The 14,029-nt window shown below is 47.1% G+C and carries 13 protein-coding genes; 10 read left to right on the top strand and 3 right to left on the bottom strand.

What is annotated here, in order from left to right; all coding sequences use genetic code 11:
* Positions 1 to 48: 48 nt before the first annotated feature.
* Positions 49 to 738, top strand: coding sequence for an orotidine-5'-phosphate decarboxylase (pyrF, locus tag GQF01_RS06645; protein ID WP_235959224.1), 690 nt, complete (start codon positions 49 to 51; stop codon positions 736 to 738).
* 32 nt (positions 739 to 770) lie between these two features.
* A complete protein-coding gene (gene pyrE, locus GQF01_RS06640) occupies positions 771 to 1,412 on the top strand; it encodes an orotate phosphoribosyltransferase (RefSeq protein ID WP_161406022.1) in 642 nt (213 codons plus the stop codon).
* Positions 1,413 to 1,555: 143 nt separating this feature from the next.
* Here the strand turns inward: pyrE and GQF01_RS06635 are convergent, their stop codons facing one another.
* Positions 1,556 to 2,434 carry a LysR family transcriptional regulator gene (locus GQF01_RS06635; RefSeq protein ID WP_161406021.1) on the bottom strand — a complete coding sequence of 293 codons (879 nt, stop codon included), beginning with the start codon at positions 2,432 to 2,434 and terminating at the stop codon, positions 1,556 to 1,558.
* A gap of 123 nt (positions 2,435 to 2,557) precedes the next feature.
* Here GQF01_RS06635 and dapA point away from each other — a divergent pair, with 123 nt between their 5' ends.
* Positions 2,558 to 3,433, top strand: a complete 876-nt coding sequence (gene dapA, locus GQF01_RS06630) for a 4-hydroxy-tetrahydrodipicolinate synthase (protein ID WP_161406020.1) — start codon at positions 2,558 to 2,560, stop codon at positions 3,431 to 3,433.
* 19 nt (positions 3,434 to 3,452) lie between these two features.
* Positions 3,453 to 3,842: a RidA family protein gene (locus tag GQF01_RS06625; RefSeq protein ID WP_161406019.1), complete on the top strand. Its 390-nt coding sequence runs from the start codon at positions 3,453 to 3,455 to the stop codon at positions 3,840 to 3,842.
* Positions 3,843 to 3,952: 110 nt separating this feature from the next.
* On the opposite strand, the gene GQF01_RS06620 is transcribed toward GQF01_RS06625, so the two are convergent.
* Together GQF01_RS06620 and GQF01_RS06615 are read right to left on the bottom strand one after the other, a co-directional pair.
* A complete protein-coding gene (locus GQF01_RS06620; RefSeq protein WP_161406018.1) occupies positions 3,953 to 4,459 on the bottom strand; it encodes a GNAT family N-acetyltransferase in 507 nt (168 codons plus the stop codon).
* A gap of 18 nt (positions 4,460 to 4,477) precedes the next feature.
* Positions 4,478 to 5,860, bottom strand: coding sequence for a dipeptidase (locus tag GQF01_RS06615; protein ID WP_161406017.1), 1,383 nt, complete (start codon positions 5,858 to 5,860; stop codon positions 4,478 to 4,480).
* A 199-nt stretch (positions 5,861 to 6,059) separates the two neighbouring features.
* Here GQF01_RS06615 and GQF01_RS06610 point away from each other — a divergent pair, with 199 nt between their 5' ends.
* The 6 genes from GQF01_RS06610 (at position 6,060) to GQF01_RS06585 (ending at position 14,028) form a co-directional block, all read left to right on the top strand.
* Positions 6,060 to 6,605, top strand: coding sequence for a GNAT family N-acetyltransferase (locus tag GQF01_RS06610; RefSeq protein WP_161406016.1), 546 nt, complete (start codon positions 6,060 to 6,062; stop codon positions 6,603 to 6,605).
* A gap of 325 nt (positions 6,606 to 6,930) precedes the next feature.
* Positions 6,931 to 7,632, top strand: a complete 702-nt coding sequence (locus tag GQF01_RS06605) for an ABC transporter ATP-binding protein (protein WP_235959221.1) — start codon at positions 6,931 to 6,933, stop codon at positions 7,630 to 7,632.
* Positions 7,595 to 8,689, top strand: a complete 1,095-nt coding sequence (locus tag GQF01_RS06600; RefSeq protein WP_161406014.1) for an efflux RND transporter periplasmic adaptor subunit — start codon at positions 7,595 to 7,597, stop codon at positions 8,687 to 8,689. Before GQF01_RS06605 ends, GQF01_RS06600 begins: the two co-directional genes overlap by 38 nt.
* Entirely contained in the window at positions 8,689 to 11,634 is a 2,946-nt protein-coding gene (locus GQF01_RS06595; protein ID WP_202556103.1) for an ABC transporter permease, read from the top strand. Before GQF01_RS06600 ends, GQF01_RS06595 begins: the two co-directional genes overlap by 1 nt.
* A gap of 1 nt (position 11,635) precedes the next feature.
* On the top strand, positions 11,636 to 12,559 hold the full coding sequence (locus GQF01_RS06590; protein WP_161406013.1) for an ABC transporter ATP-binding protein: 924 nt from the start codon (positions 11,636 to 11,638) through the stop codon (positions 12,557 to 12,559).
* Positions 12,556 to 14,028, top strand: a complete 1,473-nt coding sequence (locus tag GQF01_RS06585) for an ABC transporter substrate-binding protein (protein ID WP_161406012.1) — start codon at positions 12,556 to 12,558, stop codon at positions 14,026 to 14,028. The genes GQF01_RS06590 and GQF01_RS06585 overlap by 4 nt, the downstream gene beginning before the upstream one ends.
* Position 14,029: the final 1 nt, after the last annotated feature.

Genomic DNA, 14,029 nt, shown 5'->3' with positions numbered 1-14,029 from the left:
GTGACGGACTTGTCAGTATTAACTCGTACGGATGTTGCAGGACGCATTATGGTCGCGCTCGATTATGCGAATGCGGCAAGCGCCGAAGGGCTGCTGAAGCAGCTCGAAGGGATTCCTTGCTACGTGAAGGTGGGCATGCAGCTGTTCTATGCTGCAGGTCCAGCTTTCGTCGCGAGCCTGAAAGATCGCGGCTATAAGGTGTTCCTCGATGTGAAGATGCATGACATTCCGAACACAGTCAAAGGCGGGGCAGAAAGCGTAACGCGCCTAGGGGTGGATGTCTTCAACGTCCATGCTGCCGGAGGCAAGGACATGATGGTAGCTGCCTTGGAGGGTGTCGACAAGGGACTAGCCGCAGGCGCTGCACGCCCGATTGTCATCGGCGTGACGCAGCTGACCAGCACCTCTCAAGCGGTGCTGAACGAAGAGATCGGCTTGACCGGTACGGTTGAGCAAGCCGTCATTCGTTATGCCCGCTTGGCGCATGCCGCTGGGCTGCAGGGCGTCGTCGCGTCACCGCTAGAGGTGACGGCGATTAAAGCGGCGTGCGGTGACGGCTTCGTCACCGTAACGCCGGGCATCCGCCCAGTAGGCGCGGATGTAGGCGACCAGTCGCGCATCATGACGCCAGGAGAGGCGTTCGCGCAGGGAACGGACTACGTCGTGATCGGCAGACCGATCACAGGCGCGGCAGATCCAAGGGCTGCGATGGAATCGATTATTGATTCCATCCTGTAGCACCTAACAACGGAAGGAACGGTGGAAGAAACATGAGTCAACTCGAAACGATTGCGAAGCATGTCGCGGCTTCCTTATTAGATATTGAAGCGGTCGCTCTTCGACCGCAACAACCTTTTACATGGACATCGGGCTTGAAATCCCCGATTTATTGTGATAACCGTCTGACGATGTCTCACCCGGCTATTCGCGAAGCAATCGCTGACGGTTTCGTCAGCTTAATTCAAGAGAAGTTCCCGGATGCTGAGGTTGTCGCTGGTACGGCAACAGCTGGCATCCCTCATGCTGCATGGGTAGCTCAGAAGCTGGGTCTTCCGATGATTTACATTCGCGATAAAGCGAAAGGCCATGGCAAAGAGAACCTGATTGAAGGTTCTGTGAAACCAGGCCAAAAGGTCATCGTTATCGAGGACCTGATTTCTACAGGCGGAAGCTCTTTGAAAGCAGCAATTGCTGTTAAAGAAGCGGGAGCTGTTCCACTAGGCGTACTTGCGATTTTCTCCTACCAATTGGACAAGGCAACGGATGCTTTCCAAGCAGCAGAGATGCCGCTTCACACGCTTTCCAACTACTCTACGCTGCTTGAAGTAGCATTAGAGAAAGGTGCAATCCAAGCTGAGGATATGGCATTGCTTCATTCATGGAGAGAGAACCCTGCAGCGTTTGGCGTGTAGAGGAACCTCGAAGTTTATTAGGTACAGCTAGCTGGTTACCGCATCGGCGGCGCCGCATTTGGATGGCTATCTCGCCATTCGCGTATAAATGAAATAGGAAAGAAGCCCTACCTTTTCGAAAAGGAGGGCTTCTTTTTTTGTCTTTATTCCTTCGGGCTGGTCAATAGTTCGATGAATGTTTGCAAGGGTTGGGAGATCCACTTTTTGGGGTGGAGCAGCAATTGGATATCTAACTTTAATTCTTCATGTGAAAAAGGCAGGGAAACGAGCTTATGTTGTTCGAGCTCGCTCTGAACTACAATCTGAGGCAGCAGGGCAATGCCAAGTCCATTCATGACGCATTGTTTAATCGCTTCTAAATTCCCTAGCTCGAAGCCGATTTGAAGCGGAATGGCGTGATCTTTGAGCAGCTTTTCAAACATGCCCCGATAAATGCAGCTTTCTTCTGTCACAATAAATTCAGTTTGCCTAAGATCGGTCAGACCAATGTGGTCTAGCTGTGAGAGCGGATGAGTCAATGGAGCAACGAGCATTAATGGTTCTTCTTTTATCTTCGTACAAGTCAGGAGGGGATCAGCTGGATATCGGTCCAACAGCAAACCCAGATCATAATCGCCTTCTCTGACTTTGGTGATAAGCGACGCTTCGCTGTCAGGGTATAATTGAATGTTAAGTCCGGGATAAAGCTGCTTCAAAGCTTGCAAATAAGGAGGCAGGTAATAGGCAGCAAGTGAGTTAATCGTGCCAATCGTCAATGTACCTGTGACCTGGCTTGCGACCATTTCTTTGGACTGATCATAGAGATCAAGCATCTGTACAGCCAGCTTCAGCAGGCTTTCACCAGATGAGGTTAACCGCAGCTGCCGGCCATACCTTTCAAAAAGGGGCACTCCGTATTCACGCTCAAGCTTCTGAATTTGCATGGTAATGCTGGACTGTGCATACCCTAATTCTTCGGCGGCTTTGGTAAAGCTTTTTCTTCGGGCAACCTCGCGAAAGGTGCGGAAATACGTTAAGTCCATGGCAGCCCCCTAGTTTTACATCAAAAATATTGATGAGTAGTATCACTTATTATAGCTAACTGTGATGATATATTCCATGCTAAAGTGTATGTACAACATCAAATTAACGGGGAGATGGCTCTTATGTTAAAAGAAAAAGATTTGCATGGTGTATATGTTCCTATTATTACGCCTTTTGATGAGGAGGGCGAATTGGATGCTGCCTCTCTTTATAATCATGCCTACAATTTGTTTCAAGATGGGATTGATGGACTTGTTGTTAATGGTACGACAGGGGAGTCACCGACGATTACAGGTGATGAGCTTGGCGTCATGTTTGCGACAGCTCAAGCTGCTCGGGATGCAGCACATGTGCAGGTACCACTCGTCGTAGGTACAGGTACGAATGATACGCGCTCCACGGTGCGTAGAACAGAAGAAGCTGGAAAACTTGGTGCCGACGCAGCTTTAGTTGTGGTACCGTATTATAATAAACCTAGCCAGCAAGGGATTATTGAACATTTTCGCCGAGTTGCTAGTGTCGGTGTGCCTGTGATTTTATATGAAGTGCCGCATCGCACAGGGGTGAAATTAGAGTTGGATACCATTAGGGCCATTCTCGAACTAGAGGGTGTAATTGGAATGAAAGACAGTACACCTAACACACAGGTAGTCTCTGAGCTTGCTGGAATGGGCTCGAAGCCGATTCTGTGCGGAGAAGATTCACTGTTGTATAATGCTCTTCAATCTGGAGCAAAAGGGGTAATGAGCGCATCTGCGAATGTGGAGACAGAGCGGTTTGTAGCGTTTTACCGATATTTTCTGGCAGGTCAGCAGGAGAAAAGCAAGGAGCTTTATGAAGAATTGCTTCCACTAATTCGTCTTCTTTTCCAGGAGCCGAACCCAGCTCCCCTCAAATGGCTGTTAGCACAGCAAGAGGTCATAGAATCGGGAACGCTTCGGCTGCCGCTTTTGCCAGTAACAGAAGGTCTGCGCGCTAAGCTTGCATCTTATTTGTAATAGGAGAGTTGACTGAACTATGACTCGAACAAGAGTATTTACAGGCTCACCCTGGGAGCCAACGGTAGGTTATTGCCGGGCAATCAGAGTAGGAAATCGCATCGAGGTAGCTGGAACAACAGCGATGAAGGATGGGGAAGTAGTTGGCGAAGGCAATGCTTATGAACAAGCGCGCTTTGTGCTGGAGACCATAGAGAAAGCACTCATCGAGCTTGGTGCTGCCATGTCGGATGTTATACGTACACGCATGTTTGTGACGGATATTTCTTTATGGGAAGAATTTGGCCGTGCGCATGGGGACTATTTCCGGGACGTTCAGCCTGTGGCGACAATGGTTGAGGTGAAAGCATTAATTGATCCTAGGTTAATGATCGAGATTGAGGTTGAGGCGCTGAAGACCGAAGGTTAATGGGGCATCCAAGCAAGTTTTGAATAGAATAGCGCTTTTCCATCTTGTTATCGGGTAGCATGTCCCTGACAAGAGGAAGAAGCGCTATTCGCATTACTTACTGTTACCTGTTAACCTACCCGTTTACCAAGAATAATCAGGTCTCGTTCGATGCCATCAAGCTCGGCAATACCGGGCAGATGCGCCCAATTTTCAAAGCCAAATTTACGAAAAAGCTGCAAACTAGGTTCATTATGGCCGAAAATAAAGCCGAGCAAAGTTTTAAGTCCTAGCTTGGGACAAGCCTCCAAAGCCTGCTCCATGAGGTATCGGCCAATTCCTTGGCCGCGGCATGCTTCGTCTATGTAAATACTCACTTCAGCTGTAGCATTGTAGGCTGGGCGACCATAAAAGGATTGAAAACTAAGCCATCCGCATATCCCGCTGCTATTTTCGAGTACCCATAAGGGACGGAAGTCGGCGGAGTGTTCGTGAAACCAGCCTTCACGACTAGCTGTCGTAACAGGTTCCGTATCTGCGGTGACCATACGTCCTGCGATAGTTGAATTATATATGCGTACAATGTCCGCGAGATCTTCCAAGTTGGCATCGCGAAGAGATAAATTGGTTATGCTCATGGTGATTCTTCATTCCTCTCATGCTTTCTCATTTCGTTCGGCTAGCTTCAGCCAGAAGCGGCTGATTGTCTCCGTTCCCTTATCCCAATTGATCAAATGGAAATGCTCATTAGGTGCGTGCAGGTTCTCGCCTGGCAAGCCGAAGCCCAGCAGAACAACAGGGGCATCCAGCACGCGGCCCAACACTTCCACGATTGGAATCGATCCGCCGCTTCGCGTGTATACGGGCCAAACGCCATAGGTATCTTCATAGGCTTCAGCGGCAGCAACCATCACAGGCTCATCGATTGGCGTAATGAACGGATTGCCGCGCAATTGACGGTCGAGGGTTATTTGAACGCCAGGCAAATCTTGGGCATGAATATGGGCTTCAACGGCCTCCATGATTTCATCCGGTACTTGCGCGGCAACTAGACGGCAGGCAATTTTGGCCGAAGCACGGTTAGGGATAATCGGCTTGATGCCTTCTCCTTGAAAACCGCCACTCACGGAAGTGATTTCCAAAGTGGGTCTCGACGTTGTTTGTTCATAAAACGAGAACCCTTTTTCCCCATACAACTTGTCTACCTTTAGATCTGTACGGACCTTATTTTCATCAGGCTCAACTTGTTTAAATGCCTCACGTTCCTTATCTGAAAGCTCAATCACTCGATCATAAAAGCCTTTGACAGCTACTTTGCCATCCGCATCATGAAAGGAGCTCAGCAGCTTCGTTAGAGCGTGAATCGGATTTTGCACAGCACCGCCAAATAATCCGGAGTGCAGATCACTGTTCGCACCATCGATCGTAATCTCGAAACCAGCAAGGCCGCGCAGGCCATACATGAGCGCTGGTTTGCCAGGTCCATGCATCTGAGTATCCGAGAGCGTAATCGCGTCGGCTTGTAATTTATCTTGGTACTTTTCTACAAATGGAGGCAGGTTTTTACTCGCAATCTCTTCTTCGCCTTCAATGCAGAATTTCACATTCACGGGGAGGCTGCCTTGTGTGCGCAAGAAAGCTTCAACCACTTTGACATAAAGCAGGAGTTGACCTTTATCATCTGTGCTGCCACGAGCAAAAAGCTTCCCGTCACGAATGACTGGCTCGAAAGGCGGGGTGTCCCATAGATCCAGTGGTTCAGCAGGCTGAACGTCATAGTGACCATAGATTAGCACCGTTGGTTTACCCTCTGCATGCAGCCAGTCCGCATAAACGACAGGGTGGCCGCTTGTTGGCATAATTTCAATATTTTCTAGGCCAGCTTTCCTCAGAGATTCAGCCGTCCATTCTGCGCAGCGCTTCATATCAGGTTGGTGTTCGGCAACAGCACTAATACTTGGAATCCGCAGAAACTGCATCAATTCCTCTATGTGTTGATCCCGTTGCTCTTCCAAGTAGGTTTTGATTGTTTCAATCATGTCGGTATTCTCCTTCTTTGTAAGCAATTCTAAATAAACTACTTCTCTTAACTTCCCCAAAGGGAGGTAAAATCCTGCAAATACATGCTAATAAATGACGCTGTTTCACATTTTACAGGAGAGTTGCATGCAGCTTAAGGAAGCGGGTATTATTGTAAAGCCGAATAAATGGAACCATTACGGTTAAGGAGGAGAACATATGCAGCTGGTTTGTAAAACAGAACGAATGTCCTTGGTTCGTTTAGATCCAACTTCCGCTCAGCTGGTGCTTGATTATGTGAATCGCAATCGGGCTTTTTTGAAGGAATGGGAAACCGAACGCAATGAGTTGTATTATACGAAGTCGTATCAAGCTGATTTGCTTGAAAGTGAAGTTAAATTAATCGAGGACGGGCTGTTGCAGAAAGTATGGATGTTATATGAGGACAGGATCATTGGGTCTATTTCCTTGAGCAATATTGTTAGAGGTGCTTTTCAATCCTGCCATTTGGGTTACCGAATGGATGGAAGTCTCGTCAATCGCGGATTTATGACTGAGGGTGTACAAGCGATGATTGACTATGCTTTTGAGGTTATGGGGCTGCACCGCATCGAAGCCAATATCATGCCGCGTAACACGGCTTCATTGAAGGTTGTGGAGAAGCTAGGTTTTTATGATGAAGGCTTAGCGGTCAAGTATTTGAAAATTCACGGTGTTTGGGAGGACCATATTCATATGGTGCTGCGAAATACTGCTATGGAATAAAAGCTGTCGATTTATGAAAGAGGCTGTCTTAAAAGTCGGAAATGACTTTCAAGATAGTCTCTTTTTGGATAAAATAGGTATTTTGTTGCATGACATTTTTTTACAAAAGATAGTATATTTTAATAGATTCATACAAGAGAACGTTCGTGCTCAAAAACTTTCAGGAAATTTTCAGTTTCATGGAACTTTTTGAATCCGTCTACCGTCTAATTTATCATACAGCTGATTTGGAAATGAAAGGAAGAAGTACCATATGGCGAATTGGTTTCGCAAAGAAAGCACAGCTGAGCCTACTTCTACTGAGGAGAAGGCGGACCTCTTCGAGATGCAAGCATCTTCGCGCGCACTGAGTCATTCGCCGCTATTAACGGTTTCCGGTGTGCATCGCTCCTTTCAAGTTGGCGGCGAGCGATTAGAGGTACTCAAAGGGATTGAGATGGAACTCAAACCGCTACAGCTTGTTATGCTCAAAGGGCGCTCAGGCTCAGGTAAAACAACACTTTTGAATTTAATCGGGGGGCTTGATCAGCCTAATGAAGGAGAAATTATGTTCTTGGATCATGCTTTTCATTTAGGAAGTGACGATGAGCGAACGTTAGTTCGCCGCAAGGAGATTGGCTTTATTTTTCAATCGTATGCTTTAATGCCGCTGTTGTCAGCTTGGGAGAATGTGGAGCTTGCGCTCCGCATGGCAGGTGTTCCTCGGTCTGAATGGAAAGAAAGAGTGGCTTATTGTCTGGAACTCGTCGGGCTTGGTAAGCGCATGTACCATCGTCCTTTTGAACTGTCCGGCGGTGAGCAGCAGCGTGTTGCGATTGCCAAGGCGATTGCGCACCGGCCATCATTGATTTTGGCCGACGAACCGACGGCTGAGCTGGATTCCCAGATGGGGGCACAGATCATGTCCGTTTTCCGGAGTATGATTGCAACAGAGCAAGTAACGATTTGTATGACGACCCATGACCCTACGATTTTGGAGGTTGCCGATCATGTTTACGAAATGGTGGACGGGAAATTCGTCTCCTAGCTGGAGAAAGCCCGTAACTGCACTACTTTTATGTTCTACACTTATACTATCTTCCGGCTGTACACTGCTGCCGAAGGAACAAGAGGAAGAGGCACTTCCGAGCATTAACCCGCCCAAGCTTTCCAAGAAGCCTGAATACACGGTGAAAACAGAAACACTTGAGACGAAAGTAAGAGGGAGCGGGCGTCTTATGGCGCTGCAGGAAGAGAAGCTGTTCTTCTCTGAAGATATGACCTCCAAACGGATTAGTGCTATTCTCGTGAAAAATGGCGATACGGTTGAGAAGGGTCAGCCAGTTGCTGAACTGGATGTTTCGGATATGGATAGCGATCTGAAGCGCAAGAAGCTAGAAACCCGCAAAGATGAGCTAACGATGATCGAAACGCTGCGGAAAGCGGACGAAATGACGCCCGAGCAGATAGAGCAGGCCAAGATTGATTTTGAACTGAAGCGGGAGGAGCTCACGAAGCTAGAAACGCAAGTGAGTAAAGCGAAGCTTCTCGCACCGTTTAGCGGAACGATTGTGACGGTTACAGCGAAGAAAGGTGACACCGTGAAATCGGAGGAGTCCGTTGCAACTTTGGCGGACTTGAATGAATTGACAGTGGCAGCAAGCATAAGTGCAGACGATGCGAAGAAAGTTTCCATTGGAATGGATGTCCAAGTGGATATTAACTCTGCTGGTCAGCACAAGGGGAAAGTCAAGCAGCTGCCGAATCCGCAAGCGACAGGGAATAATAATGGCAACTTCCCGGGCGGCGGACAAGATGGCAAACAAGATTCCATTGATCAATATTTAGTCGTTCAGTTGGATGAATTCCCCAAAGGAATGAATCGGGGAACACCACTTAGTGTGACGATCATTACACAAAGAAAAGAAAATGCGACTACGATACCTCTGGCTGCGCTTCGTTCCTATTCGGGCCGGAATTATGTGCAAGTGGTTGATAATCAAGGAAATAAGAAGGAAGTTGATGTGGAAATCGGTCAACAGACGTCAACGGATGTAGAGATTGTAAAAGGCCTTACCGCCGGACAGAAAGTAGTGGGTCGCTAATGTCTATCCCCATGCTGCGGTTTTTATTTCGAAAAATGTGGAATACCCGCTGGCTGACGCTCAGCACATTACTTGGTTTGATTATGGCTGTTGCTTTCACCACCAGCATACCGATGTATGCGGACGGATCGCTGAAGCGTGTCGTAGCCAAGTCGCTTGAAGAGAAGAGCAGTGGACTTCCGGCAGGCTCTGTGCTCATGCGGTATCAAGCGGTAGGAACAGAGCGTGCAGGGTTAGACGAGCTGAAAGACGTCAATGAGTACATAGGACAAGAAATTCCCAAAGAAATTGGATTTCCCATTGAGACGTTCGCCAAGAGCTACACGATCAAAGCAGCTCAAATAACGCCAGTTGATGCCTCGAAAGTAGATCCCAGCAAGCGACGGCAAATGGCGCTTACCTCGTGGAGCGAGCTGAATAAGCACGTTGAATGGTCCATTGGCCAAATGGCTTCGGATCAAGTACAGAACGGGATTCTGGAAGCTGTTGTTTTGGATGAAGCCTTATACCGGAATGATTTGCACATCGGCGATGTGTTTAATTATTCGGTCTCTGGTGCAGGCGGCAGCCAACTGCTTAAAGTAAAGATTGTTGGCTCATTCAAGCCACAAAATGAAACGGATGCCTATTGGTTTCAAGGTTTAGAGGGGCTACTTAACTCACTTATCGTAAGTGATGATGTGTTTATGAAGACGTTGCTAACAGAGAAGAAAATTCCGCTTCAGCTCGCTAATTGGTATTATGCTTTCGACTTGCGGGATATTCAAACCAGTCAACTGTCTCCGTTAGATCACCGTCTGGAGAGGCTGGACATTAACCTATTCCAGAAACTCAAAAATACGAAGGTCGATGTTTCATTCAAGCCGATGCTTGCTGAATTTAAGGCACAAAGCTTGCAGATGCAAATCCTACTCTTCACGTTAGCAGCACCTATGATTGCTATGGTTTTCTATTACATTGTTATGAATGCCAGACAATCGCTTGATCGGCAGCGGGGAGTTATTGCCACTCTGCGAAGCAGGGGGGGCAGTACAAAGCAAATCATAGGGATTTACTTTCTGGAGGGATTATTGCTAGGAATCATAGCGTTAGTCGTAGGGCCGTTCATGGGTTGGTTCATGGCCAAGAGCATAGGTTCTTCCAGTGGATTCCTAACCTTCGTTGACCGGAAATCAATTCCTGTCAGCTTTACCAAGGAAGCATTGCTGTATGGCGGGCTTGCTGTGCTCATCGCGATACTGGCCAGTGTAATTCCTGCGATTCTGTTCGCTAAAGCTTCGATCGTGAACTATAAGCAGCTCCTTGCACGATCTGATCGATCTCCGCTTTGGCAGCGTTGGTTTATTGATATTGTGCTGCTCGGAGTTGTTGGTTATGGCTTTTACTTGTTTGATCAGCGTCAAGTGTTGTCTGTGCAGACTGGCTTGACGACCGATCAGCTGCAAGTACATCCGTTATTGTTTTTCGTGCCAGCACTCTCGATTTTCGCGTTGGGATTATTCTTTTTACGAGTTTTCCCATGGTTGCTGCGCTTTTTTGGATGGCTTGGACGAAGGTTCCTGCCGGTACCTCTCTACTTAACGCTTGTGCAGCTTTCCCGGTCAGCCAAATCCTACTACCCGTTAATGCTATTGCTGATTCTTACATTGGGACTCGGAGTATATAATTCTTCGGCCGCACGTACGATTGATCTGAATTCCACAGAGCGAACGCTCTACCAATATGGAACGGATGTGGTGCTGCAAACTGTGTGGGAAGGTTTCTCCGATGATCTACCTAAGGATCCTAATGCAGGAGGAAATTCGGGCGGCGCTCAAGGTGGTGGCTCAGGAGGTAATAACGGCGGAAACGCAGGTTCCGGTAATGGTGGAGCTGGTGGTAATGGGGGTCAAGGAGGCCAAGGTGGTCAAGGCGGTGGAAATCCTGGAGAGGAAACACCATCGAAGATTCGTTATGTGGAACCGCCGTTTCAAGTGTTTCGCGAGCTTGAAGGCGTTCAAGCAGCGGCAAGAGTTCTGCAAACCAAAGGAAATGTCGTGGTTTCTGGGAAATCGACAGGCCAAGGGCTCGTCATGGGCATTGATAATGTCGATTTTGCCAAAGTTGGATGGTTTCGCCCTGATTTATTTCCAGCCCCTCCGTATCAATATTTGAATTTGCTTGGCAGCTATGAGCAAGCCGTTATTATTCCTTCTAATTATGCAAGCAAGTATGCGCTGAAAGCTGGTGATCTGCTCTCAATCACAATTAGCCAGCAGCCTGTGGAATTCGTAATTGTGGGTATTCTTCCTTACTGGCCAAGTCAGTACCCAGATCAGATGCCATTTTTCATTACAAATTTAGATTATGTGTATGATCAAGCACCTATTGTTCCTTATGAGGTTTGGTTGAAAATGAAACCAGACGCGAAAGTAGCGCCAATTGTAGCTGCCTTGCAAGAAAAGGGGATCGAACTGGCTTCTGTCAAGGATGTTCGCAATGAGCTCATTGTTCAGAAGAAGCTGCCGGCCAGAGGTGGTGTGTTCGGGATTCTAAGCTTAGGCTTTCTTGTATCTGTCTTTGTGTCCTTAATTGGCTATATGTTGTACTGGTTCTTTAATCTGTCAAGCCGAGTTGTGCAGTTTGGGGTTCTTCGCGCAATGGGGCTCTCCCGTAAGCAATTGACTGGCATGCTGCTGCTAGAGCAAGGCTTTACAGCAGGTTTATCGATTGCGTTAGGAATTGCAATAGGTAAACTTACGAGTTATTTCTTTTTGCCTTTCTTACAAACTTCTCAGAATGTGAAGACTCAAGTGCCGCCATTTCGGGTAGTTTTCGATTCCAAAGACACTTATCAGCTCTATTTCGTTGTTGCTTTCATGATGGGAACAGGAGCTTTACTGCTGTTCTTGCACATTAGAAGGCTGCGAGTTCATCAAGCTGTGAAGCTCGGGGAGGAGAAATAGAATGATTACTTGTGATGGTTTAGTCAAAATTTATAAATCAGACGAAGTTGAAGTTGTCGCTTTGCAAGGATTGAACATCCAAATTGACGCTGGTGAACTCATGGCCATTATCGGGAACAGCGGAAGCGGCAAGTCCACATTGTTGAACATTTTAGGTGGCCTAGATCGTCCTTCCGCAGGTCAAGTGAAAGTTGGCGATTGGGATTTATTGAAAATCACAGATAAGCAGCTAGTTGAATACAAGCGGCATACCGTCGGCTTCATCTGGCAAAATAATGCCCGAAATCTCGTTTCATATTTAACTGCGCTCGAGAATGTAGAAATGCCGATGATGCTCAGCGGGAAGTATGATCCCGCCTATGCCAAGCAATTGCTGGAATGGGTTGGGCTTAGCCATCGACTGAACAATAAACTGCAAGAGCTGTCAGGAGGCGAACAGCAGCGTGTAGCCATTGCCATTTCACTGGCAAACCGTCCAAGGCTGCTGCTCGCCGATGAACCTACGGGGTCCGTAGATTCGAAAACAGCGGATATGATACTTCATATTTTTCAGCGGCTGAATAAAGAATTGGGGGTTACGATCGTCATTGTTACCCATGATTTATCCATGGCTGGGAAAGTGGGGAGAGTCGTTGCCATCAGGGATGGTATGACTAGCTCAGAGTTTATTGCGAGGAGTCCGTCACTTGTAGGCACGAATGGTATTTCAGGCGGGTTTGCGAATAAGGATCATGAAGAGTTCGTTGTATTGGACCGAGCAGGACGCTTGCAAGTTCCGAAAGCTTATCTGAATGCCTTGCAAATCGAGGGCAAAGCAACCATGGAGTTTGATGGGGAGAAAATTATGATTAAAGCGCCAAAAGCCATGCCGGCTTATGGGGGCAAGGAAATGAATTCACATGCTGACGGAGGTAAATCCAAATGAAATTAATTACACGTAAAATGGTCGCTACATCTTTGACCCTGGCCATGGTCGTACCCCTTGCAGTTGCTTGCACAAAGGGGGAGAAAGCTGACGATAAACAGGAGCGGGTGCTCAAGATCGCTACCTCTATGGGTTTCGGCGATGATGAGTATTTCAGACAACAGTTTACGGAAATTTTTGAGTTCGCGAACCCGAATATTAAGATTGAAATGATTCCAACGATGGACGACAAGTATCGGTACGGCGGCGTACAGCCTGGCGAGAAAATGCCAGATCCAATGGAGAAGCTGAAAGAGGTAATGCAGGGAGATAATCCTCCTGATGTTGTAATGGTTGGTTATGAGCAGCTGCCAGACATCATTGAAAGCAATATGCTGACTCAGTTGGATCCGCTAATTACCAAAGATAAATTCGATACAACCGGAATTGTACCTGCTGTCATTGACGGTATTAAGAATGCTGGCAGCGGTAAGTTGTATGCACTTGCACCAACGTTCTCGTCTTCTGCCTTGATTTATAATAAGAAAATGTTCACAGATGCTGGGGTTGATTTTCCGAAAGATGGTATGACGTGGGATGAGATATTTGACCTTTCCAAACGGCTTACCAAAGGCGAAGGGGAAAACCGTTTGAACGGTTTCTCATTCTCAACACAAGCTCAAGGTGATTTGTTCTATGGCTTGCAAATGTACACTGCTCCCCTTCAACTCAAAATGTTTGATGATGCTGGAGAGAAGATGACGGTGGATACGGATCAGTGGGAAAAAGTATGGACGAAAATGGCGCAGCTGCAAAAAGATAATGTGTTCCCTGAGCTGATGGATCCACAGAAGGGGATGAATCGGAAATTCGATCAAGAAAATCCTTTTGCCTATGACGATTTCATGTCGAACCGCTTGGCCATGGGAATTATTAATTATGGACAAATCCAACAAATTACGAATGCGAACAAAAATGCTGCCAGCTACAAAGGATTTACACCTATTGATTGGGACGTTGTAACAATTCCTTCTCATCCTGAAGCGAAAGGAGTAGGCGGTTCCATTTATATGAATGGTATTATGGGGATTAACGCAAAAGCACAGAATCCTGAAGATGCCTGGAAGTTCATTAAATTCGTGAATGGCGATGACTGGGCAAAATTAAAATCATACAGCTCTTATAACTTAGTTGCCCGTTCCAAGTATTTGAAGCCTAAAGACGGCTTGGACTTCCACATGGAAGCTTTCTATAATGTCATTCCTGCGCCATCGGATAATAACATGAAGATTTATCGTGATAAGCCGAACATTTACCAAGTCCAAGAAATTGGGCACCAAATGTTTAATAACGTTTTACAAGGGAAAACGACAGCTCGTGAGGGGCTCAAAGAGTGGCAAACCCAAGGCGATGCGATGTTGAAGCAAATGAAGGAAAATCCAGGTCAAATGCCGAATCCTATGTCTATGCAAGCTGTGCCTGCCGGTTAAA

It is taken from the genome of Paenibacillus silvestris (assembly GCF_009882985.1).
Classification (GTDB): domain Bacteria; phylum Bacillota; class Bacilli; order Paenibacillales; family NBRC-103111; genus Paenibacillus_E; species Paenibacillus_E silvestris.
This window is presented reverse-complemented; position numbering and strand designations above follow the sequence as displayed.